Origin of the sequence: Streptomyces mesophilus, from assembly GCF_011044995.1 — a bacterium.
Lineage (GTDB): Bacteria > Actinomycetota > Actinomycetes > Streptomycetales > Streptomycetaceae > Streptomyces > Streptomyces mesophilus.
The window spans coordinates 1-22,054 of record NZ_JAAKZW010000096.1; the positions used below are offsets into that span (position 1 = coordinate 1).

The window sequence follows — 22,054 nt, forward strand, 5'->3', positions numbered from 1 at the left end:
CGTCGGGGGAGGACGTGGGGACGCGGATCGGGCCGTCGGGGCCGAAGGCCTCCGGGAGCGGGCCCAGTTGGTCGAAGACCTCGATGAGCTCGTCGTCCACGCCCGGCTCCGGAAGGAGCAGGACGGCTTCCGCGAGCGCCTTGCGCGCGCCTGTGGCGCTGCGGAAGCGGGCGTGGGGTTCCGGCTGGAGGAGGCCCGTGAGGACCTGCCACAGGGGCTCGGGGATCGTACGGGGGGCGTGCGGGGTGCCGTGGGCGCGGAAGAGCTCCGTCAGCGCCTGGGCGTCCGGTTTCGCGCCCTCCAGGAGATAGAGGGCGACCAGGCCCGTCGCGAAAAGGTCGGCCGGGAAGTCCGGCTCGTCGTACGCGCTCTGCTCGGGCGCGATGTACCCCGGCGTCCCCACGACCAGATCGGTCGCGGTCAGCCGGGGGTCGCCCTTGCGCATGGCGATGCCGAAGTCGGAGAGCCGCAGATGCGGCCGCCTCGTGCCGGTGGCCTCGAGCAGGATGTTGGCGGGCTTGATGTCGCGGTGCACGACGCCTTCGGCGTGTACCGCGGAGAGCCCGGAAAGCAGTTGATCGAGCAGCTGCGCCACGAAGCGCGGCGGCAGCGGCCCGTAGTCCCCGATGAGATGGGCGAGTGAGCCGCCGCCGACCAGGTCCATCGTGAACAGGACCTTGTCGTCGTCGGCGGCCCAGCTCGCCGGGGCCAGAACGTGCGGGTGATCGATGCGCAGAGCCTGCTCGCGTACGAAACGGAGCAGGCTGTGCGCATCGCTCTGCAGCAGGACCTTGGCGGCGACGTAGCGGCGTCTGCGGTGATCCCAGGCACGCCAGACGGCACCGACGCCACCGCGTCCGATCGGATCGACCAGTTCGTACCGGCCGGCGAAGATCTCACCCATGACCGTGCTGCACTCCCCGTCCAGCCCCTGCGGGCTGCTCGGCTGCCGGCTGCCGGTTCAGATCCTCTCCCCGTGTGGACCTGAACCGTTCGATCGAGCCCTGCTGTTGCGTCGCGGCTGTCAGCCCTGATGCGACTCGTAGTGCGTCACCGCGTCGGCGGTGCGCCCCGCGCCGTAGACCCGCAGGAACTCTGCCAGTTCCGGATGGGTCGGGGCGAGTGCGTCGGCCGCCTCGATGATCTCCCCCGCGGACGACACGGAACGCAGCAGCGACTGGATCTCGCGGACCACGCGCTTGACGGTCGGCGCCCCCACGCCGGCCCCCCGCGCCTGCGCGGTCGTGGTGAGCACCGCACCGCCCTGGTTCTTCTTGATCTCCTCCATGCGCTCGGCCGCCTCGGAGGCACTCACGCTGCCGTCCGCGACCTGGCCCGACAGATCCTGGAGCAGCTGTACGCGCTGCACCACGGCCGGGTTGCCGATCTTCGCCCGCTGCCCGCTCATCAACTGCGACAGCATCGGCGCCGACAGGCCGAGTACCGCCGCGAGCCGGGCCTGGTTCAGGCCCAGGTCTTCTATGAGTCGACGGAAGAGCGCCCCCAACGGCTCTCCGTACCAACTGCGCTGGAGCTCTCTGGCTCTCGCAGTGGCTTCCTGCTGCTCCGCATCCACGATGCGTCCTCCCCTTCGCTGGTGCGAACCTCGCGGTGCATCTTACGGAGAGTGGTCGCATAGGGGGAGCCCCAATCCTTTTGCAGGATCCGGGGGGTGACCCGGTACTCTTGTCCCCGACGCACGCGCGGGAAGGATTCTTCCGCGGCGCTTCCCGTCCCGGGGCCTTAGCTCAGCTGGTAGAGCGCTGCCTTTGCAAGGCAGATGTCAGGGGTTCGACTCCCCTAGGCTCCACCGACAAGACCCCGCCTGACCTGCGTATACGCGGATCGGGCGGGGTCTTTTCGTGTGGGTGGGGACCTACGCGGCGGGGTCGTCGGCCATCGTCATACGGGCCACGTGCAGGGCCAGATAGGAGACCTCGTCCTCGCTGAGCTGCTGGCCGAGCCGCAGTTCGACGATCGTCGCCAGCTGCTGTGCGGTGTGGGTGGCGTCCGGATAGTGCTGGCGGATGCCCTTGCCGATCGTGGACTCGTGGCCCTTGAGCTGCCGGTGCTGCTGGATCCGCACGAAGAGATAGCGCACGTGCGTGATGAACCGCGCCGCGTTCATGGACTGCTGCGAGACGTCGAGTCCGTATCGCTCCCCCACCACGGCGAGCATCTGCTGGATGACCCCGGTCATCGTGTACGTGAAGGACAGATCGCCCGAGGCGAAGCCGGCGTTGACCAGATGGAGCGCGAGCGCGGTCGCCTCGGAGGGCTCGAGCTTGGGGTCCACGCGCTCGTTGATGGCCGCGAGCAGCCGTTCCGCCTGGGCGTACTCGGTGGCGTACAGGGTCTGGGTCTCGGCGCGCAGCGGGTACTCGATGACGATGCCCCGTGCGGCCCGGTCGAGGGCCCCGGCGACATGGTCGGCGACGGCGATGGCGAGCGTGGGGCGGGTGGACTCGCGGCCCTCGATACCGGCCTCGCCGAGGGCGATCACGACGGCCCGCAGGACCTCTTCGTCGATCAGGGCGAGGGTCTCGGCCACATGGTCGGGGTCGCGGCCGTCGGCCGGCACGAAGACGCGCACGATCAGGGAGGGGTCGATGACCGCGCCCTGGCGGGAGTTGAAGCCGATGCCGCGCCCGGTGACGATGACCTCCTGGCCCTTGTCGTCACGCGCGAGGACCACGTTGTTGTTGAGGACACGCAGCGTCTTCACCGCCGGCCCTCCTTCCCGCTCGTGATCAGGCTCTGTCCGATGATCTCGTACTTTCCTGCGGTCTTTTACCGTTTGCTCACCTATGCCTCATCCTCTCCGACACGGCGCACGCACGCGTCCACGAGGGGAAGCGTGCGTGCGCCGGACGGATGGCGGATGACTACCGCCGTACGGTCACCACGGGGGCGCCGACGGCGACGTCCTGCCCGGTGTGCGGCTCGACCGAGGCCAGGTCCGCGGTGTTGGTGACGGTCATGAGGGTGACGGTCGGGTGCTTCGCGGCCCGTACGGCGTCCAGGTCGACCTCGACGAGCAGGTCGCCGGCCGAGACCTGCTGACCGGACTCGACGCGGACGTCGAAGCCCTCACCCTTCATCTGCACGGTGTCGATGCCGACGTGCACGAGCACCTCGACGCCGTCCGCGGTGCGGATGCCGAACGCGTGGCCGGTCTCCGTGGTGGTGACCAGCTCGCCGTCGACCGGGGCCACGATGTGACCGTCGGCCGGCTCGATGCCCACGCCCTCGCCGAGCGCGCGGGAGGCGAAGACCGGGTCCTTGACGTCGTCGAGGCTGACCACGTGGCCCGCGACGGGCGCCGTGAGCTCGATGCCCGTACCGGCTGCGGCGCCGACGGAACCGGCGGTGGAGCCGGCAGAAGCGGCCGAACCACCGGCGGCGGACGCGGACTTCGAGCCGGCACCGACGCCGACGAGCTCGCGCTCCTCGACCTTCGCGGTCTCGGCCTGGACGCCCTCGGCCGGGGTGCCGGCCGCGGCCGCCTCGGCGGCGTCACGCTCGGCGTTGGCCTGGGCGCGGTCCTCCTTGGTGCGGAAGTCCGAGAAGTAGACGAGCGCCATCGAGGTGAAGAAGGCCGCACCGATCGCGATGACGTACGTGACCATCGGGTCGAAGACCGGGATGGTGAGCAGCGAGGTGAACGCGAAGGCGTCGGTGTCGACGCCGCCCATGACGCCGACGATGACGCCGCCGACGAGGCAGCCCACGAGCATGCGCGGGTAGATCCGCTTGAAGCGCAGGTGGATGCCGTAGAGCGAGGGCTCGGAGATACCGCCGAACAGGCCCGCGGCGAGCGCGCCGGTGGCGGTCTGGCGCATCTCCTTCTCACGGTGGCGGACCGACAGGAGCAGCACACCGGCGGTGGCGCCGAAGCAGGCGAAGTTCCATGCGCCCATGGGGCCCTGGATGAAGTCGTAGCCGAGGACGCTGATGTTCTGCAGCATCAGCGCGTTGAGCGGCCAGTGCAGACCCAGCGGCACCAGGAACGGGTAGATCAGCGGGATCATGATCGCGAAGACGATCGGGGCGTTGTTGTTCATCCAGGACAGACCCTCACCGAGGCCGTTGCCGGCCCAGACGCCCAGCGGGCCGATGAGGAAGGCGGTGACCGGGATCATGATCAGCATGCTGAAGAACGGCACGAAGACCATGTGGACGTTCTCGGGGAAGACGCGCTGAAGAGCCTTGTAGACCAGGGCGAGCAGGGCGACCATCAGCAGCGGTACGAACACCTGGCCGCCGTAGTCGTTCAGCTGCATCGGCAGACCGAAGACCTTCGCCACGCACTCCTGGGTGCCCAGGGTGTCGTTGACGGTGCAGGTGATGCCGGGGATCCCGGAGTCCTTGTTGAGCATGCCCGTGAAGTTCGGGGTCATCACCGCGGCCATCACGGCGGCGCCCACCCACGGGTCGATCCGCAGCTTCTTGGCCGCGTTGTACGCGACCATGATCGGCAGGAAGTAGAGCACCGAGCGCCACATGGCGTCGACGAACACCCAGGTCGCGGACTTGTCCTCGGCACGGAAGTCGACGTACCCGAGGGCGTCGAGGACCGAGGCGATCGCGATGATCAGCGAGGAGCCGAGCAGCACACCCATGAGCGGGCGGAACGAGTCCGAGAGGTACTCGAAGAAGTTGTCGACGAAGGCGAACTTGCCGCGGCTCTTGGCCCGCATCTCGGCCTTGACGTCGGCGTCCGACTTCGGCTTGGCCGTGCCGCCCTTGCTCATCGACGGCAGGTTCATGATCTCGGAGTAGACGCGCGAGACGGCGCCGCCGATCACGATCTGGAAGCGGTCGCCCGACTGCGGCACCGTGCCCATGACGCCCTGGAGGGAGTCGAGCGCGGCCTGGTCGACCTTCGCTCCGTCATGGAGCTGGAAGCGCAGCCGCGTCGCACAGTGCGTGAGGCTCTCGATGTTCTCGGCACCGCCGACACCGCGGAGAATGCTCTCCGCCAGCGTCCCGGGTCCCGCCTTGGGTGTGCTCATGATGCGTCCTTGCACCTTGCTGCTTGGTTTCGGGCAACAAAAAAGGCCCGGGTCGCGCACGCGGCGCTACCCAGGCCTTGCCTCTCCTCAAGCGGTCGGCCTCCGTGGCATCGCGCGGGGCGATGACGGTGGACGTCCTCGGAGAGTAACAATCCTGTGATCGAGATCGATCGAGATCACGTTAACCCGCGCGCAACCCATGTTTCACGTGAAACGGGCGTGAGGTGAAGCACACATAAAGGGGCGGGAGACCCAGCCGGCCTCCCGCCCCTCGATGTTCGCGTCGTCCTCAGGCCCGGTCGTCCGGGCGCTGCGGCGACCAGTTTCCGTCGTCCGCCTCGGCCTCGGCCTGCTTGGCCTGGACCTCGGGGTCGAGGAGCGCCTGTCCGCTGCCGTCCACCGACGTCAGCGTCGTCGAACCGGTGTCCGCGACCTCGGTGGGCGCGGGCGGCTCGACCAGCCAGTCCGGGTTGGCCTGCTTGTCCCACCACTTCCAGGCGGCGAGCGCGGCGACACCGAGCGCACCCACCACGGCCATCCGCTTCATGAAGCGGCCGGCCGAGGCCCGACGCTCATGGCGACGCACCAGACGCTGGATCTCCTGGGACGAGACCTGGCCGCGCAGCGCGGCGACGGCCGCCGTACTGCGATCGACCGCGGCGTCCTTGACCGGCCCTGCGGCCGCGACGGCCTGCTCGACCTTCGGCCGGGTGTACTCGGCAGCCTGGCGGGCTGCCCGACGGGTGCGCTCGGCAGCATCCTGGGCGGCGGAGTCCACCTTCGGCGGGACATGGGCGCGCGCCTGCTTCAGACGCGGCGCGACATGGGAGCCGTACTGGGTGCGGGCGGTGTCGGCGGTCAGGTGTGCGGCGTCGGAGACCACGGGCGCGAGCCGTACGCGAGCCTCGTGCGCGTAGTGCGCGGCCCGGTCCTTCGCCGTGCCGGCGTAGGGCGCCACCGCTTCCGCGGCGTGCCGCACAGTCTCCTTCGCCGAGCTGGCCGCGGCACGCGCGCTGTTCTTGCGGGTCACGGGATCCTCCTCCTCGGTGGCGTACGGTATTTCACCTTTCCACCCTTTTAGGGATCATGCCTGTCGGCTGGCGCCCCGGCATGTGCGGGCGGGCATCCGGGTCACGGCCCAGGCGCCCGCGCAGAATCCGGGTGCCCACAAAGAAACAAGCGAATCAGGCGCCGAGCAGATCCACGGGTATCGGGTGATCTTCGGGCATTGCGGTGCAAGGGGAGCTTGCGGCAGACAATGCCACGGATCGGCGCGATGCGCGCCCTTCCGGCGAGGACTCGTGCAGGGATCGGCCAGGACTTGTCGCGTTCCCCTCCTCAAAGGCCCCTGCGTGCGAGGATTCTGGGCGTTGGACGCGACAACGGAAGGCACACCGTGGCTGAGCAGCTGTACGCCACCCTCAGGACCAACCAGGGCGAGATCGAGATCCGGCTGATGCCGTTCCACGCGCCCAAGACGGTCCGCAACTTCGTCGAGCTCGCCACGGGCGAGCGGGAGTGGACCCACCCGGCCACCGGCACCAAGTCCACGGGCAAGCTGTACGACGGCACGTCCTTCCACCGCGTGATCAGCGGCTTCATGATCCAGGGCGGCGACCCGCTCGGGAACGGCACCGGCGGCCCGGGCTACGAGTTCGCCGACGAGTTCCACCCCGAGCTGCGCTTCGACCGCCCGTACCTGCTCGCCATGGCGAACGCGGGTCCGGGCACCAACGGCTCGCAGTTCTTCATCACGCTCGCCCCGACGACATGGCTGAATCGCAAGCACACCATCTTCGGCGAGGTCGTCGACGGGCCCAGCCGCAAGGTGGTCGACGCCATCGCGGCCACGCCCATCAATGCGGCGACGCACCGCCCGGTCAGCGATGTGCTCATCGAGTCGGTCGTCGTCGAGAAGCGCTGAGGCCTCGCCAATGTGCTGAGGGAACCATTTCGCCCCGCCCATCCGTAAGGATGAGCGGGGCGGTGTGTTGCTTCGTATGCCTTCACCGCCTTCGTACGGAGATTGAGGGGACCCCATGGACCAGGTGCCAGGCAGCCCGCAGCAACCCCAGGGCGCCTCAGGCCTGCCCGGCTGCTACCGGCATCCGGACCGCGAGACGGGCATCAGCTGCACCCGGTGCGAGCGGCCGATCTGCCCGGAGTGCATGGTCAGCGCTTCGGTGGGGTTCCAGTGCCCGACCTGTGTGCGGGAGGGGTCGGGGACGGGGCATGCGGCTACGGCGAATCAGCCGCGGACCATCACCGGCGGCACGGTCGCGGCGGACCAGAACCTGGTGACCAAGATCCTCATCGGGATCAACGCGGCGGTGTTCATCGCGGTCCTGGCGATGGGCGACGAGCTCGTCGACAAACTGGATCTGATCGGCCGTGCGCTGAACCAGAACCTGGAGATCGTCGGCGTCGCCGAGGGCCAGTGGTACCGGCTCTTCACCTCGATGTTCCTGCACCAGGAGATCTGGCACTTCGGCTTCAACATGCTCGGCCTGTGGTGGCTCGGCCAACCCCTGGAAGCCGCGCTCGGACGAGCCCGCTTCATCGCGCTCTATCTGGTCTCGGGCCTCGCCGGCAGCGCGCTCACCTACATGGTCGCCGCCCCCAACCAGCCCTCGCTCGGTGCCTCCGGCGCCATCTTCGGCCTCATGGGTGCCACCGCGGTCCTGATGCGCCGGCTCAGGTACGACATGCGGCCTGTGCTCATCCTGCTCGCGATCAACATGCTGTTCACCTTCACCATGAACGGCATCGCCTGGGAAGCCCACGTCGGCGGCCTCGTCGCCGGCGCCCTCGTCGCGTTCGGAATGGTGCACGCACCCCGCGAACGCCGCGCCCTCATCCAGTGGGGCACCTGCGCTCTCGTCCTGCTGCTCACCGTGGCCGTCATCCTGATCCGGACGTCCGAGCTCACCTGAGCGCGCAATTATCCACAGCGAGTGCCGGATCTTGTGCATTACGTGGGGAACGTACGTGCCCCTTGTCGCTGACCTGGGTTTGCCCAGCAAGGGCAAGGTGTGTAAGTGCCTGCGAATGGCCCACGGCAGTCGTACCGGCGTCAACCTCGGAAGAGTTATCCACAGATCTGCTGAGTAGTGTGCTTACTTATCCAGAGCTGTGGATCAGCCTGTGGATAACTCTATGGAGGGCTAGGGGCAGGGCTTGCGCTAGCGCAGTTCCTTGGGCGGTGTCCGCCGCGAGTCCACCTTCTCGATGCGCTCCAGCTCGCCCCACACGATGTACCGGTACTTCGACGTGTAGACCGGCGTGCAGGTCGTGAGCGTGATGTAGCGGCCGGGCTTCTTCACGCCCGACGCCTTCGGGACCGCGTTCAGGACGTCCACGTCGTACTTCGAGGTCTCGGGGAGCGTCTTGTAGACCTTGTAGATGTACCAGCGGTCCTTCGACTCGAAGACGATCGCGTCGCCGTGGTCGAGCTTGTCGATGTGGTGGAACTTGGCGCCGTGCCCGTCCCGGTGCGCGGCCAGCGTGAAGTTGCCGTTCTCGGCCTCGGGGAGCGCGGACTTGACCGGGTCCGTGTAGTACCCGGCGACACCGTTGTTGAGCGTCTTGAGATCGGTGCCCTTCTTGACCAGGATCTCGCCGCTCTTCATCGCCGGTACGTGCAGGAAGCCGATGCCGCCCTTGGTGTCCCGGGCGCCGGGGCCGCCGTCGTCGCGGCCGGCCCAGTCGTTGCGTACCGCGTCGCCCTGCTTCTGGGCCTCGCGGTCGGCGAGTACGTTCGTCCACCACAGCGAGTAGACGACGAACAGGCCGAGCACCAGGCCCGCGGTGATGAGGAGTTCGCCGAAGACCATGACCGCCGTGGCGATGGGTCCGCGGCCGCGGCGGGCCCGTGCGGGAGCCGAGCGCTGTGTCTGCTCCCCCTGGTCGGTGGCTACCACTGTCTCCCTGCCCCGTCGTCCCGCGCGCCTGAAGCGCCGGGTCTGCTGTGTGCCGTACGGCCGTACGCGATCTGCCGTATGAGATGTGCGGTCTATTCAACCAGCGCGCTGGGCTTGCCCTTGTCGCGAGGCCGCTCCTCGGCCAGCTGCCCCCAGACGATCATGCGATACGTGCTGGTGAACTCCGGTGTACACGTGGTCAGCGTGATGTACCGGCCCGGCTTGGTGAAGCCCGAACCCTTGGGGACCGGGTTCAGGACCGAGACGTTGTCGGGCGTCGTCTGCGGCAGGATGCTCGCCATCTTGTAGACGTAGTACGTGTTCTGCGTCTCGACCACGATCGGGTCGCCCGGCTCGAGCTTGTTGATGTAGCGGAACGGTTCGCCGTGGGTGTTGCGATGGCCGGCCACCGCGAAGTTGCCCTTCTTGTCCTCGGGCATCGCGGTCTTGATGCTCTCCTCGCCGTAGTGCCCGACCATGCCGCGGTCGAGCACCTTGGGCTTGCTGATGCCCTCGGCGATGGGCACGACCACGTCGAGCTTGGGGATGTGCATGAGGGCGAAGCCCTGGCCGGGCTCGAAGGCGCCGGGCTTGCCCTTGCCGTTCGCCCAGTTCTGCTCGATCTTGTTGCGCTCCGCGCCCGCCTGCTGGCCGGCGAGGATGTTCGTCCACCACAGCTGGTACGTGACGAACAGCAGCATCAGGACGCCGATGGTGATGAACACTTCGCCTAGTGCCCGGCTGGCGAGCACCGCGGGGCTCGGCCGCTTGGCGCGTTCGGCGCGGCGGGCCTCCAGGCGCGAGAGGCCCGGCACTTGGCGCTTCAGGGCCGCCCGCCGGGTGTCGGAGGTGCGCAGACCGACGGTCTCGTCGTCGCGGGGGCGTCCGGTGTCCGCGGCGGTGTGCCTCGGGTGCGGGTCGTCAGCGGTGTGGTGCCTCGGCCGCGGGTTGTCCGCGGTGGGCCGGCGCAGCCCGATCGTCTCGCCGGACACGGGCGGCGGCGCGGTGGCGCCCAGGCTCACGGTCTCACCGGAGACGGCCGGCATCGACTGCGTGTGGTCGTACATCGCCTCGTAGGCGGCGGCGTCCATGGGCGGCCGGTGGGCGGCGGCCTGGGATATCGGGTCCTGGTACGCGGGCGGCTGAGTGTCGTACGCGGGGTTCTGCGTGCCGCCGTACGCCTGGGAGTTGTCGTACGGGCTGTCGTACCCCGGGCCGTACGAGCTGTCGGACCCGGGGTCGTAAGCGGAGCCGTACGAAGAGCCGTCCGCCGAGGTGCCGTACGCCGCCCCCTCCGCGTACCCCGTCCCGTACGACGTGGGCCCCGGCCCCTGCTCCCCGTACCAGTCCCGCTGGTACCCCTGCGGGTCGTACCACTCCTCCTGCGGCTGGGCGGCGGGCGCCTCGGGCTGGGGAGCGGCCGTGCGGAACCAGGGCGAAGGGTGCCGGCCCGGCAGCGGATCGTTCAGCGGATCGTCGAGCCCGTCGACCGCGGCCTCGAACGAGGCACGGTCCCCGTACGCATCGTCATGCGGGGAACCGCCCTGTTCGGGACGCGTGGAGGTCACGCCGAGGCCCTGCCCACGACGGGTGCGAGGCCTTCCGAGCGGGCCACCGCCTCCGTGTCGCCGCACCGCACCAGCCAGTTGGCGAGCATCCGGTGGCCGTGCTCGGTCAGCACGGACTCGGGGTGGAACTGGACGCCCTCGACCGGAAGTTCGCGGTGGCGCAGGCCCATGATGATGCCGTCCTCGGTGCGCGCGGTGATCTCGAGCTCGGCCGGGAAGGCGGCCGGCTCGGCGGCGAGCGAGTGGTAGCGGGTGGCGGTGAACGGCGAGGGCAGCCCGGCGAAGACACCGGCGCCCTCATGCCGTACGAGCGAGGTCTTGCCGTGCAGCAGCTCCGGCGCGCGGTCCACGACGCCGCCGTACGCGACGGCCATGGACTGCATGCCGAGGCAGACGCCGAAGACCGGAACCCCGGTCGCGGCGCAGTGCTTGACCATCTCGATGCAGACACCGGCCTGTTCGGGCGCACCGGGTCCCGGCGACAGGAGCACACCGTCGAAGTTGTCCTGGGCGTGCGCCGTGGACACCTCGTCGTTGCGCACGACCTCGCATTCGGCGCCCAGCTGGTACAGGTACTGGACGATGTTGAAGACGAAGCTGTCGTAGTTGTCGACGACGAGGACGCGAGTGGTGCGCGAGGTCACAGGGCCACCGGTCCCACCGGGGCCACGGCCCTCATGCCTTCGTCGACCGTCACGTCATTGAACGGAAGCAGCGGCTCCGCCCACGGGAAGACGTACTGGAAGAGCAGGTAGACCACGCCGAGCACCAGCACGAGCGAGAGGAGTGCCTTCAGCCAGGCATTGCCCGGCAGCTGCCGCCAGATCCAGCCGTACATGCTGTCCCTTCCGTAGACGTACGCCCGTCCCTTCCGTTGACGTACGCCACCAGCCTAACGGCGCAGCGCCTCGGGTTTCCCGGCGTCCACAGGCTGAGTGGAATCAAGATGCGCCCAGACGATCAGCCGGTGGCTGTGCCCCCACTCCGGCTCACAGGTCGTCAGGGTGAGATACCGCCCAGGTCCGTCGAAACCGGACTTACGCGGCACCGGATCGATCACGGCCACGTCGCCGGGCAGCGTCTTGTACGGCTTGTTCGTGTCGATCCGGTAGGTGAACCAGGTCCGCCCGTCGTTCAGGACCACCGCATCGCCCTTGCGCAGCTTGGGGAAGTCCTTGAACGGGTCGCCGTACGTGCGCCGGTGGCCGGCCACCGCGAAGTTGCCCTTCTGGCCGAGCTGCGCGGTGCTCGCGTAGTGCCCGAGGCCCTTCTTCAAGGTGCCGGTCTTCGTGTTCTCCAGGACGGGCTTGGTCCAGTTGTCGCCGAGCCGCGGGATGTACATCACGGCGAACGGCCTGCCGTCCTCGTACGCCTCGGGCGGCGGCGGGTTCTCGTCGTCCGTCACCTCGCTGCTGCCGCCCGCGGCTTCGAGCTCCTCGCTGGTCATCGCGCCGTTCGCCCAGCGGTCGTTCAGCTGGTCGATCTGGCTGTCCATCGCGGCGTCGGCCTTGATGCCGGTCCAATAGAGGACATACGTCACGAACAGCACGATCAACGCACCGAAGGTGATGCACAGTTCGCTGAAGGTCCTGACGATCACTCGCACCGACACGGGCCGGTCCCTCCCCGACGGACGGCTACCTCGTTACTCGACTGGGCTCGCGTAATGGAGATCCACTGTGCCCGAGTAGCCGGGAAGAGTCACTGCTCCCGGATCGTCGACTTTCCAGCCGAGGCCGTACGCCTTCACGTAGAGCAGGTAGTTCTGGATCTCGGGGGAGGCGTTCAGCGCCTTCCTGAGCTTCCCGGGGTCGCCAACTGCCGTGATCTTGTACGGAGGTGAGTAGACGCGGCCCTGGAGGATCAGGGTGTTGCCGACGCAGCGCACAGCGCTGGTGGAGATGAGCCGCTGGTCCATGACCTGGATGCCCTCGGCGCCGCCCTTCCACAGGGCGTTGACGACGGCCTGGAGGTCCTGCTGATGGATCACCAGGTCGTTCGGGGACGGCTCGGGATAGCCGGGCAGCTTGGCCGTCGCGTCCGGCGGGGCGTCGGCCAGGGTGACGGAGACGGAATCGCCGCGCAGCTTCTTGGTGCCGGCTTCCTTCTCCAGGGCCTTGAGCTTGGCCTCCTCCTCGGCGGAGGCGCCGTTGTCCCGCGCGGCGAGCGCGTCCACATCGTCGCGCAGCGAACCGAGATCTTCTTCGAGCCGGCCATTTTTGTGGCTGCGCTCCTGAATCAGGTCGGAGAGCTTGAGCAGCGAGGCATCCGTACGGATATTGGTGCCTTTGGCGGTGTTGAAACTCGTGACGAAGATGAGTCCGGCGAGCGCGAAGACGCCTGCGGTGAGCACTCTCACCGGCCGCCGCCCCGATCGGCGGCCCTCGTCGGGGCTGTCGGCAGAATTGCTCAACGTACCCTTACTCCTTACGGCGCCGCGGAAGCACTACGCTAACGGACGCCCGGGGGAAGCAAGTGGTCCCCCATATGTGCCCCGCCCGCTCGGCGCGGCCAGCCACAACGTTCCCTGCGCGGCCACGCAGCGCATCGACAGGAGAGACCCTCGTGCCGAAGTCACGTATCCGCAAGAAGGCCGACTACACGCCGCCGCCGTCGTCGAAGCAGTCGACCGCCATCAAGCTGACCAACCGCAGCTGGGTCGCCCCGGTGATGCTGGCACTCTTCCTCATCGGCCTCGCCTGGATCGTGATCTTCTACGTCACGGACACCCGGCTGCCCATCGAGGCGCTCGGCAACTGGAACATCGTCGTGGGCTTCGGCTTCATCGCGGCGGGGTTCGGCGTCTCGACCCAGTGGAAGTAGCGCGCCGGACCGGCTGAAACGCGCGAAAGGGCCGGCCCCCTCCTTCTCGGAGGGGGCCGGCCCTTTGTCATGCGTCCTGCTCGCGCGTGCTACTCGTCCTCGCTGCGGCTGAGGCCGGACTGGCCGAAGATGCCGCCGTCGCCACCGCCGTCGCCACCGCCGTCGCCGCCGCCGTTGTTGCCGCCGCCACCGCCATCCGTGGTGGTCAGGGCGATCGCCGTGCCGGTCGGGACCTGCTGGCCCGCCGTGGGCTGGGAGATGACGACCCTGGCGTCGTCGTCCTGCGGGCCGGTGATCGCGCCCACCGTGAGGTTGGCTTCCTCGATCATCCTGCGCGCGTCCGAGAGCTTCTGGCCGGTCAGAGCGGGTACCGCGACCTGCTCCTGCGCCTTCGCCACCGTCAGCGTCACCGTGGAGTTCTTGTCCACCGGAGTGTTCGCGGTCGGGGTCTGGCTGGTGACCTGGTTCTCGGGGACGTCGCCGCGCGGCTCTTCGCGGACCTCGACGTTGAACCCGAGGTCCTCGAGGGCCTTGCGGGCCTGGTCGAGCTGCTGGCCGACCACGTTCGGAACGGTCTCCTGCGCCTTCTCCTTGGCGACCGTGAGCGTGATCTCCGAGCCCTTCTCGACCTCGGTGCCCCGGGTCGGGTCCTGCTCGAGGACGGTCCCCGGCTGCTCGCCCGAGACCTCCTTCTGCTTGACCGTCACCTCGAGCCCGTACTCATCGCCCGTGAGCTTGTCGCGCGCGTCATCGATGTTGTCACCGATCACGCTGGGCACGGAGACCTTGGGCGCACCCGTGGAGACGACCACGCTGATGGTGTCGCCCTTCTCGACCTTGCCGGACTTCGGGTCCTGGTCGCAGATCTGACCCTTGGGGTACTTTTCGCACTCCTTCTTGGTCGGATCGAGCTCGAGCCCCACGTTCGAGGCCTGCTTCTCGGCCGCATCCAGCGTCTGGCCCACGAAGGTCGGCACGTCGAAGGGCTTCTCGGTGTCCTTCCCGCTGAACACCACACGCCCGATCAGGATCGCGCCCACGAGCACGAGCACGCCCGCGAGCACGAGCAGGGCGGTCGAGGCCCCGCCCTTCTTCTGCCGGCGCCGGTCAGGGCGGTCGTCGTAGCCGTAGCCGCCGTCGTCCGGGTTCATCGGGGGCAGCATCGAGGTCTGCGGTCCGCCGCCGTTCTGCGGGCGGAGCATCGCCGTCTGCTGGTCGTCCGGGTGGCCGCCGTAGCCGACCGCGCCCATCGCCGCCGTGGCCGCGACCGGCTGACCGTCGAGGCAGGCCTCGATGTCGGCGCGCATCTCGTCGGCGGACTGGTAGCGGTAGTCGGGGTCCTTGGTCAGCGCGCGCAGGACGATGGCGTCCATCTCGGGCGTGATCTCGGAGTCGAAGACCGACGGGGGCTGCGGCTCTTCCCGTACGTGCTGATACGCGACCGCGACCGGGGAGTCCCCGACGAACGGCGGCCGTACGGTGAGCAGCTCGTAGAGCAGACAGCCGGTCGAATAAAGGTCACTGCGCGCGTCGACCTGCTCGCCCTTGGCCTGCTCCGGGGAGAGGTACTGGGCGGTGCCGATGACGGCGGAGGTCTGGGTCATCGTCATGCCGGAGTCGCCCATGGCGCGGGCGATGCCGAAGTCCATCACCTTGACCTGGCCGTTGCGCGTCAGCATGACGTTCGCGGGCTTGATGTCGCGGTGGACGATGCCGGCGCGGTGCGAGTACTCCAGGGCCTGCAGGATGCCGACGGTCATCTCGAGCGAGCGCTCGGGCAGCAGCTTGCGCCCGGAGTGCAGCAGCTCGCGCAGCGTCGAGCCGTCGACGTACTCCATCACGATGTACGGGATGGAGACCCCGTCGACGTAGTCCTCGCCGGTGTCGTAGACCGCGACGATCGCCGGGTGATTGAGCGAGGCGGCGGACTGGGCCTCACGGCGGAACCGGGCCTGGAACGACGGGTCGCGGGCGAGATCCACCCGGAGCGTCTTCACGGCGACGGTGCGGCCGAGGCGGGAGTCATGCGCGAGGTAGACCTCGGCCATGCCACCACGGCCGAGCACCTGGCCCAGCTCGTACCGGCCGCCGAGGCGACGCGGCTCTTCCATAGCTACCTACCAGCCCTCTCCGTCAGTCCCGACCGCACCCATGTGTGGTCCGGCGGTGTGCTGTCCCGGCATACCGTACCGGCCCGCTCTGGCATGATCTGGCCGCAGCGGTGGTCTGATACAGGACCGGTACCGCAGTGACCGGCGTCACTTGCTCCCGTTGAGAACCGCCTGCATCACGTTCTTCGCGATCGGGGCGGCGAGACCGCCACCGGAGATGTCCTCGCGGTGGGCGTCGCTGTCCTCGACCACCACGGCCACCGCCACCGGCGAACCATCCGCCGTCTTCGCGTAGCTCAGGAACCACGCGTACGGCTTCTCGCTGTTGTCGATGCCGTGCTGGGCGGTACCGGTCTTGCCGCCGACCGTGGCGCCCGGGATCTGGGCGCTGGTGCCGGTGCCGGACTTGACGACGGTCTCCATCAGGTCCTGCAGCTTCTGCGCGTTCTCCCCGGTCAGCGGGCGGCTCAGCTCCCTGGGGCTGTGCCGCTCGATCGTGTCCAGGCCGGGCGACTTCAGCTCGCTGATCATGTACGGCTCCATCAGCCGCCCGTCGTTGGCGATCGCCGAGGCGACCATGGCCATCTGAAGCGGGGTGGCCGCCGTCTCGAACTGGCCGATGGACGACAGCGCGGTCTGCGGCCGGTCCATCTCCTTGGGGAAGTTGGACGCGGTGGCGCGGACCGGGACGAACTGCTCCTCGTTGAAGCCGAACTGCTCCGCGGTCTCGAGCATCTTCTCCTTGCCGAGATCCGAACCGATCTTGCCGAAGACGGTGTTGCAGGAGATCCGCAGCGCCTCGCGCAGCGAACCGTCCTTGCAGGAGGGGTAACTCCCCTCGTTCTTCAGCTCGGTCCTCGTGTCCGGCATGGTCCAGGGCAGCGGCGACTCGGTCTTCTCGTCGGGGTCCGTGTAGAGCCCGTGCTCGAGCGCGGCCGCGGCGGTGACCACCTTGAACGTCGAACCCGGCGGGTACGTCTCGCGCAGCGCCCGGTTGAGCAGCGGCTTGTTCTTGTCGCTCTCGAGCGACGTCCAGGCCTTCTCGTCGTCCTTGCTGTTGCCGGCGAAGACCGAGGGGTCGTACGACGGGGTCGAGGCGAGCGCGAGAATCGCGCCGGTCGACGGGTCGATCGCGGCGACGGCGCCCTTCTTGTTGCCGAGACCCTCGAACGCGGCCTTCTGCGCGGCCCCGTTCAGCGTCGTGACGACGTTGCCGCCCTCCTTCTTCTTGCCGGTCACCATGTCGAGGGTGCGGCGGAAGAAGAGCCGGTCGTCGTTGCCGGTGAGGATGCCGTCCTCGAGCGACTCGATCTGGGTGGCACCGTAGGCCTGCGAGGCATAGCCGGTCACCGGCGCCCACATCTCGCCGTTCTTGTACGTCCGCTTGTACGCGAAGTCGCTGCCGGTGGTCCGCTCGGAACCGGTGATCGTCTTGCCGTCGACGATGATGTCGCCGCGCTCCTGCGCATAGCGCTCGATGAGCACGCGCCGGTTCTTCTCATGCGTGCGCAGCTCGTCGGCCTTGACGTACTGGAGCCAGTTGTCGCGGATGAGCAGGGCGAGCACGAGCAGACCGCAGAACAGGGCGATCCGCCGCAGGGGCTTGTTCACGGGCGTACTACCTGCGTCATTTCGGCGTCGGGGCTGGCGGGGGCGGCGGGTGCGGGCCGGCGGGCGGTGTCGCTGATCCTGATCAGGATGGCGATCAGCGCCCAGTTGGCGATCACCGAGGAACCACCGGCCGCGAGCCACGGCATGGTCATACCGGTCAGCGGGATGAGGCCCATGACACCGCCGGCCACCACGAAGATCTGCAGCGCGAAGGCGCCGGACAGGCCCGCGGCGAAGAGCTTGCCGAACGGGTCGCGTGCGGCAAGGGCCGTCCGTACGCCGCGCTCGATGATCAGGCCGTAGATGACCAGGAAGGCCATGACGCCGGCCAGGCCGAGCTCCTCGCCGACGGTGGCGAAGATGAAGTCGGCGTTGGCGGCGAAGCCGATCAGGTCGGAGTTGCCCTGGCCGAGGCCCGTGCCGAGCACGCCGCCGGAACCGAAGGCCATGATCGACTGGCCGATCTGCTCACAGGCGCCGGAGGTCGTGTAGCAGCCGAAGGGGTCGAGCCAGGCGTCCACACGCGCCTGTACGTGGCCCGCGGTCGAGGCCACGGCGACCGCGCCGACCGCCGACATCAGCAGACCGATCACGATCCAGCTGGTGCGCTCGGTGGCGACGTACAGCATCACGACGAACATGCCGAAGAACAGCAGCGACGTACCGAGGTCGTTCTCGAAGACCAGGATGAGCAGGGACACCGCCCAGATCACCAGGATCGGGCCGAGGTCGCGGCCGCGCGGCAGGTACAGGCCCATGAAGCGGCGGCTGGCGAGCGCGAGGGCGTCGCGCTTGACCATCAGATAGCCGGCGAAGAAGACCGCGATGACGATCTTCGCGAACTCACCGGGCTGGATGGAGAATCCGCCGATCCGGATCCAGATCTTCGCGCCGAAGACGTCCGTGCCCAGGCCCGGCACCAGCGGCAGCAGCAGCAGGATCATCGCCGCGACCATCGAGATGTACGTGAAGCGCTGCAGGATCCGGTGGTCCTTGAGCAGCAGCAGGACGCCGACGAACAGCGCGATGCCGACCGCCGAGTACATCAGCTGGTTGGGGGCCGCCGGGTTGAACGCGCCGAACGCGTTCTTCTGCAGCTGCTGCAGCCGCTGCGACTGGTCGAGGCGCCAGATGAGCACCAGACCGAGGCCGTTGAGCAGCGTCGCGAGCGGCAGCAGCAGCGGATCGGCGTACGGCGCGAACTTGCGCACCACGAGGTGCCCGACGGCGGCGAGCAGACCGAGGCCGAGGCCGTAGCCGATCATGCCGGTGGGCATCGTCCCGTCGATCGCGAGCCCGACATTGGCGTACGCGAAGATCGGGATGAGCACGGCGAAGACGAGCAGACCCAACTCGGTGTTGCGTCTGCTCGGGGCGCCGATCGCGCCGATGGTCGAAGTGTGTGTCGTACTGCTCATGAGTAGGCGGGGCCCCCAGTGCCCCTAATTCTTGTCGCAGTTGCCGACCAGCTGCTGCTCCTCCTCGGAGAGGCTGGGGCCGGGCGTGGGTGAGGGCGCCTTGTTCGCGCTCTGGCTCTTGGTACCGCCGTCGGTACCGCCGGCTTCGCCCTCGCCGGTGCGCGCGTTGTTCTCGTCCTCGGCCTTGCGCTGTGCTTCCTGCTTCTTGCAGGCGGACGCCTGGGTGCCGAGATCCTTGATCTTGTTGTTGGCCTCGGTCAGACCGCCCGCGGCGATCGTCGCCTCGACCTGCTTGCGCTGGTACGGCGGCAGGTACTTCAGCTCGATCTCCGGGTGGTCCTTCTCCACCTTGGACAGGCTGACCCAGGCCAGGTCCTGGCTGATGCCGCGGTACAGCGCGACATGACCCTCGTTGGCCCCGACGTAGTACTGCGTCTGGGTCCAGCGGTGGCCCGCGTACAGACCGCCGCCGATGACGCCGAGCACGATGACGAGGAAGAGCGATCTCTTGATCCACTTCCCGCGGCCGCCGCGCTTGACGAAGTCCTCGTCGCTGTACGCCCCGAAGCCGTCCTCGGGGGCATACGCGTCCTGCTCCCCGGATCCGGGCGGCCCGAAGCCGCCGCCCGAAGGCTGCGGGGGAACCGGACGGCCGAGGCTCGCGGCGCGGCCCGCGGGGGTCTGCATGGCCCCGTTGTCCTGCAACTGCTGCTGGTTCTCGGCCACGGCGCCCACGACGACGGGGGTGTCCGTGATGTGCCCGGCGAGGGTGTCGTTGCCGTCGATGTCGAGGACGTCGGCCACGATGCACGTGATGTTGTCGGGACCGCCGCCGCGCAGCGCGAGCTGGATCAGCTCCTGCACGGTGGCCTGCGGGCCCTGGTAACTCGCCAGGGTCTCCTCCATGGTCTGGTGCGAGACCACACCGGAGAGACCGTCGGAGCAGATCAAGTAGCGGTCGCCTGCGCGCACTTCACGGATCGACAGGTCGGGCTCGACGTGGTCGCCGCTGCCGAGCGCGCGCATCAGGAGCGAGCGCTGCGGGTGCGTGGTCGCCTCGTCCTCGGTGATCCGGCCCTCGTCGACGAGCCGCTGCACCCAGGTGTGGTCCTGCGTGATCTGCGTCAGGACGCCGTCGCGCAGCAGGTACGCACGCGAGTCGCCGACGTGCACGAGACCGAGCCGCTGACCGGTCCACAGCAGGGCGGTGAGCGTGGTGCCCATGCCCTCGAGCTGCGGGTCCTCCTCGACCATCACGCGCAGCTGGTCATTGGCCCGCTGCACGGCGTCGCCGAGTGAGGTCAGGATGTCGGAGCCCGGGATGTCGTCGTCGAGCGCCACGATCGTGGAGATGACCTCGGAGGAGGCCACCTCGCCGGCGGCCTGGCCGCCCATGCCGTCGGCGATGGCGAGGAGGCGGGGACCGGCGTAACCCGAGTCCTCGTTGCCCTCGCGGATCATGCCTTTATGCGATCCGGCGGCAAAGCGCAGTGACAGACTCATGCGCACCTGCCCCGTCGACTCAGACTCCGGGTACATCCGCACAGCGCCCACCCTCCGGTCGGGAGCGCGCTCAGACCCGCGGTGCGGGTCTGGTCGGCTCGCTCGCTCCGCTCGCTCATTCTCGTACTACTTCCGCAGCTCGATGACGGTCTTGCCGATGCGGATCGGCGCGCCAAGCGGGATCGGCGTCGGGGTGGTCAGACGGGTCCGGTCGAGATAGGTGCCGTTGGTGGACCCGAGATCCTCCACGATCCACTGGCCGCCCTGGTCCGGGTAGATCCTGGCATGCCTGCTCGACGCATAGTCGTCGTCCAGCACGATCGTCGAATCGTGCGCACGGCCCAGCGTGATCGTCTGGCCCTGGAGCGCGACGGTGGTGCCGGACAGGGTGCCCTCGGATACGACGAGCTTGCTCGGCGCACCCCGGCGCTGGCGGCCGCCGCCGCTCTGCTGGCGCGGCGGCGTGGGAGCGGCTTGCTGCCGGCCCTGAGCCGGGCGCGCGTCGGCCCCCCGCCGCGCACCGCGCTGCGTGACTCGCGTGCCGAACAGGTCGCTGCGGATGACCTGGATGGCCACGAACACGAACAGCCACAGGACTGCCAGAAAACACAGCCTCATGACCGTCAGGGTCAGCTCTGACATTGCCCCCGCTTCACCCTTCGGCTTGTCGGTAAATGATCGTCGTATTGCCCACGACGATCCGCGAGCCGTCGCGGAGCGTAGCGCGGGTGGTGTGCTGCCCGTCTACCACGATGCCGTTGGTAGACCCGAGATCCTGGATCGTCGAGGGCGTTCCGGTCCGGATCTCACAGTGCCGGCGCGAGACGCCGGGGTCGTCAATCCGTACATCCGCCTCGGTGCTCCGGCCGAGGACCAGAGTGGGGCGGGAGATCTGATGGCGCTGGCCGTTGATCTCGATCCAGCGCCGCGTCTGGGCGCCGGGAAGCGGGCCCGCCCCGCCCTGCTGGGGGCGTGCGGGCGCCGGTCCGCGACCGCCGCCGGGAGGCGGGGCCGCGGGCATCGGAGGGGCGGCGGCCGGCGGGTAGCCGTAGCCACCCTGGCCGCCCTGGGGTCTGGCCGGCGGTGCGGGGGCCGCCGGAGCGGGGCCCGCCTGCGAGGTGCTGGACGCCAGCGTGCGGCTGCGTACGCGGTACAGACCCGTGTCCAGGTCGTCGGCCTTCTCCAGGTGCACCTTGATCGGGCCCATGAAGGTGTAGCGCTGCTGCTTCGCGTAATCGCGCACCATGCCGGACAGCTCGTCGCCGAGCTGGCCCGAGTAGGGGCTCAGCCGCTCGAAGTCGGGCGGGCTGAGCTCCACGATGAAGTCATTGGGTACGACGGTCCGCTCGCGGTTCCAGATCGTCGCGTTGTTGTCGCACTCGCGCTGCAGGGCGCCTGCGATCTCGACCGGCTGGACCTCGGACTTGAACACCTTGGCGAAGGTGCCGTTGACCAGACCTTCGAGTCGCTGCTCGAACTTCTTCAGGACTCCCATGGGGCACCTCCTCCGTCGTTGCCGTCCTGGTACTGCTTACTGATCGTATCCACGCGCCGGGAAATCGGCTGGTTCCCCTTCTCTGCCCTGCGCAGGGGTGTCGCCTCTCACAACGGCCGGGGCCGCCGGTTGGTGCCACGTCTGCGCGACTGCGTATCCCCGCCTCTCCACGGATCGTAGAGGGGGGTCCCAGACAGTGTCCCGCACTCGTGAAGCTCCCCTTCGGGGTGGACGGACGAGGACGTACGAACGTGGGGCGCGGGCAGTCCACAGAAGGCAGGTGCCCGCCCAAAGGGATGTGAACCCACCCTGTCCGGCGTGCTAATCTTCAGATGTCGCCAGGCGCTCCCCAGGGAGCGAGAAGCCAGACGGCAACACCCATGCGCGGGTGGCGGAATAGGCAGACGCGCTGGATTCAGGTTCCAGTGCCCGAAAGGGCGTGGGGGTTCAACTCCCCCCTCGCGCACCAGTCGGGAAGCCCGGCATCGTGATCACGATGCCGGGCTTCTTGCTGTGTCCGCGTATGCCTTGGGTGTGGGGCTTGTCACGTGGGGCTTTGTCGTCCGCGGGTGCGGGTGGGGCTTGTCACG

At 68.6% G+C, this 22,054-nt stretch carries 20 protein-coding genes and 2 tRNA genes; 5 read left to right on the forward strand and 17 right to left on the reverse strand.

Translation table 11 applies throughout. The features are described from left to right. Both G6045_RS21860 and G6045_RS21865 read right to left on the reverse strand, forming a co-directional pair. Window positions 1-904, reverse strand: a 904-nt coding sequence (locus G6045_RS21860; protein WP_165333740.1) for a serine/threonine-protein kinase, incomplete at its 3' end; no start/stop codon positions are given. Window positions 905-1,024: 120 nt separating this feature from the next. Beyond that, window positions 1,025-1,576 (reverse strand): helix-turn-helix transcriptional regulator, encoded by a 552-nt coding sequence (locus G6045_RS21865; RefSeq protein WP_165333741.1) that lies wholly within the window; start codon window positions 1,574-1,576, stop codon window positions 1,025-1,027. 161 nt (window positions 1,577-1,737) lie between these two features. On the opposite strand from G6045_RS21865, the gene G6045_RS21870 reads away from it, so the two are divergent. Continuing rightward, window positions 1,738-1,810 (forward strand) — tRNA-Ala (locus G6045_RS21870). Between the two features lie 66 nt (window positions 1,811-1,876). Here G6045_RS21870 and G6045_RS21875 read toward each other — a convergent pair. The 3 genes from G6045_RS21875 to G6045_RS21895 all read right to left on the reverse strand — a co-directional run bounded on the left by G6045_RS21875 (window position 1,877) and on the right by G6045_RS21895 (window position 6,045). Then, window positions 1,877-2,725, reverse strand: coding sequence for a PRD domain-containing protein (locus tag G6045_RS21875; protein ID WP_165333742.1), 849 nt, complete (start codon window positions 2,723-2,725; stop codon window positions 1,877-1,879). Window positions 2,726-2,885: 160 nt separating this feature from the next. Beyond that, a complete protein-coding gene (locus tag G6045_RS40920) occupies window positions 2,886-5,015 on the reverse strand; it encodes a glucose PTS transporter subunit IIA (protein WP_206344033.1) in 2,130 nt (709 codons plus the stop codon). Window positions 5,016-5,304: 289 nt separating this feature from the next. Then, entirely contained in the window at window positions 5,305-6,045 is a 741-nt protein-coding gene (locus G6045_RS21895; RefSeq protein ID WP_165333745.1) for a DUF5324 family protein, read from the reverse strand. Window positions 6,046-6,411: 366 nt separating this feature from the next. On the opposite strand from G6045_RS21895, the gene G6045_RS21900 reads away from it, so the two are divergent. Continuing rightward, window positions 6,412-6,939, forward strand: coding sequence for a peptidylprolyl isomerase (locus G6045_RS21900; protein WP_165333746.1), 528 nt, complete (start codon window positions 6,412-6,414; stop codon window positions 6,937-6,939). Between the two features lie 115 nt (window positions 6,940-7,054). After that, window positions 7,055-7,948: a rhomboid family intramembrane serine protease gene (locus tag G6045_RS21905; RefSeq protein WP_165333747.1), complete on the forward strand. Its 894-nt coding sequence runs from the start codon at window positions 7,055-7,057 to the stop codon at window positions 7,946-7,948. A gap of 249 nt (window positions 7,949-8,197) precedes the next feature. Here the strand turns inward: G6045_RS21905 and G6045_RS21910 are convergent, their stop codons facing one another. From G6045_RS21910 to G6045_RS21935, 6 genes are all read right to left on the reverse strand, one after another. After that, window positions 8,198-8,935 carry a class E sortase gene (locus G6045_RS21910; protein ID WP_165333748.1) on the reverse strand — a complete coding sequence of 246 codons (738 nt, stop codon included), beginning with the start codon at window positions 8,933-8,935 and terminating at the stop codon, window positions 8,198-8,200. Between the two features lie 92 nt (window positions 8,936-9,027). Continuing rightward, window positions 9,028-10,503, reverse strand: a complete 1,476-nt coding sequence (locus G6045_RS41555) for a class E sortase (RefSeq protein ID WP_328707859.1) — start codon at window positions 10,501-10,503, stop codon at window positions 9,028-9,030. Further along, window positions 10,500-11,147, reverse strand: coding sequence for an aminodeoxychorismate/anthranilate synthase component II (locus G6045_RS21920; protein WP_165333749.1), 648 nt, complete (start codon window positions 11,145-11,147; stop codon window positions 10,500-10,502). Before G6045_RS21920 ends, G6045_RS41555 begins: the two co-directional genes overlap by 4 nt. After that, a complete protein-coding gene (locus G6045_RS21925; protein WP_165333750.1) occupies window positions 11,144-11,341 on the reverse strand; it encodes a hypothetical protein in 198 nt (65 codons plus the stop codon). Before G6045_RS21925 ends, G6045_RS21920 begins: the two co-directional genes overlap by 4 nt. Window positions 11,342-11,395: 54 nt before the next feature. Next, a complete protein-coding gene (locus G6045_RS21930) occupies window positions 11,396-12,109 on the reverse strand; it encodes a class E sortase (protein ID WP_165333764.1) in 714 nt (237 codons plus the stop codon). A 39-nt stretch (window positions 12,110-12,148) separates the two neighbouring features. After that, entirely contained in the window at window positions 12,149-12,916 is a 768-nt protein-coding gene (locus tag G6045_RS21935) for a DUF881 domain-containing protein (RefSeq protein WP_165333751.1), read from the reverse strand. A 152-nt stretch (window positions 12,917-13,068) separates the two neighbouring features. Between G6045_RS21935 and crgA the strand changes: the two genes are divergently transcribed. Next, window positions 13,069-13,326, forward strand: a complete 258-nt coding sequence (gene crgA, locus G6045_RS21940) for a cell division protein CrgA (RefSeq protein ID WP_165333752.1) — start codon at window positions 13,069-13,071, stop codon at window positions 13,324-13,326. A gap of 89 nt (window positions 13,327-13,415) precedes the next feature. Here crgA and pknB read toward each other — a convergent pair whose 3' ends face one another. The 6 genes from pknB to G6045_RS21970 all read right to left on the reverse strand — a co-directional run bounded on the left by pknB (window position 13,416) and on the right by G6045_RS21970 (window position 21,464). Further along, window positions 13,416-15,437 carry a Stk1 family PASTA domain-containing Ser/Thr kinase gene (gene pknB / locus G6045_RS21945; RefSeq protein WP_165333753.1) on the reverse strand — a complete coding sequence of 674 codons (2,022 nt, stop codon included), beginning with the start codon at window positions 15,435-15,437 and terminating at the stop codon, window positions 13,416-13,418. Window positions 15,438-15,584: 147 nt separating this feature from the next. Then, complete coding sequence (locus G6045_RS21950) at window positions 15,585-17,048, reverse strand: peptidoglycan D,D-transpeptidase FtsI family protein (RefSeq protein WP_165333754.1); 1,464 nt, start codon at window positions 17,046-17,048, stop codon at window positions 15,585-15,587. Further along, complete coding sequence (locus G6045_RS21955; protein WP_165333755.1) at window positions 17,045-18,466, reverse strand: FtsW/RodA/SpoVE family cell cycle protein; 1,422 nt, start codon at window positions 18,464-18,466, stop codon at window positions 17,045-17,047. Before G6045_RS21955 ends, G6045_RS21950 begins: the two co-directional genes overlap by 4 nt. Window positions 18,467-18,490: 24 nt before the next feature. Next, entirely contained in the window at window positions 18,491-19,969 is a 1,479-nt protein-coding gene (locus G6045_RS21960) for a PP2C family protein-serine/threonine phosphatase (protein WP_235968160.1), read from the reverse strand. 126 nt (window positions 19,970-20,095) lie between these two features. Then, a complete protein-coding gene (locus G6045_RS21965; RefSeq protein WP_165333757.1) occupies window positions 20,096-20,611 on the reverse strand; it encodes an FHA domain-containing protein FhaB/FipA in 516 nt (171 codons plus the stop codon). Between the two features lie 10 nt (window positions 20,612-20,621). Continuing rightward, the gene (locus G6045_RS21970; RefSeq protein WP_165333758.1) at window positions 20,622-21,464 is read right to left on the reverse strand and encodes an FhaA domain-containing protein; all 843 of its coding nucleotides are present in this window, start codon (window positions 21,462-21,464) and stop codon (window positions 20,622-20,624) included. Between the two features lie 382 nt (window positions 21,465-21,846). Between G6045_RS21970 and G6045_RS21975 the strand changes: the two genes are divergently transcribed. Further along, window positions 21,847-21,933: transfer RNA gene (locus tag G6045_RS21975), tRNA-Leu, on the forward strand. The last annotated feature ends 121 nt before the right edge of the window (window positions 21,934-22,054 follow it).

Coding starts and splice junctions, on each gene's coding strand:
- pknB (WP_165333753.1), bottom strand. CDS start 15,437: ATGGAAGAGCCGCGTCGCCTCGGCGGCCGGTACGAGCTGGGCCAGGTG.
- G6045_RS21955 (WP_165333755.1), bottom strand. CDS start 18,466: ATGAGCAGTACGACACACACTTCGACCATCGGCGCGATCGGCGCCCCG.
- G6045_RS21925 (WP_165333750.1), bottom strand. CDS start 11,341: ATGTACGGCTGGATCTGGCGGCAGCTGCCGGGCAATGCCTGGCTGAAG.
- G6045_RS21970 (WP_165333758.1), bottom strand. CDS start 21,464: ATGGGAGTCCTGAAGAAGTTCGAGCAGCGACTCGAAGGTCTGGTCAAC.
- G6045_RS21965 (WP_165333757.1), bottom strand. CDS start 20,611: ATGTCAGAGCTGACCCTGACGGTCATGAGGCTGTGTTTTCTGGCAGTC.
- G6045_RS40920 (WP_206344033.1), bottom strand. CDS start 5,015: ATGAGCACACCCAAGGCGGGACCCGGGACGCTGGCGGAGAGCATTCTC.
- G6045_RS21905 (WP_165333747.1), top strand. CDS start 7,055: ATGGACCAGGTGCCAGGCAGCCCGCAGCAACCCCAGGGCGCCTCAGGC.
- G6045_RS21960 (WP_235968160.1), bottom strand. CDS start 19,969: ATGAGTCTGTCACTGCGCTTTGCCGCCGGATCGCATAAAGGCATGATC.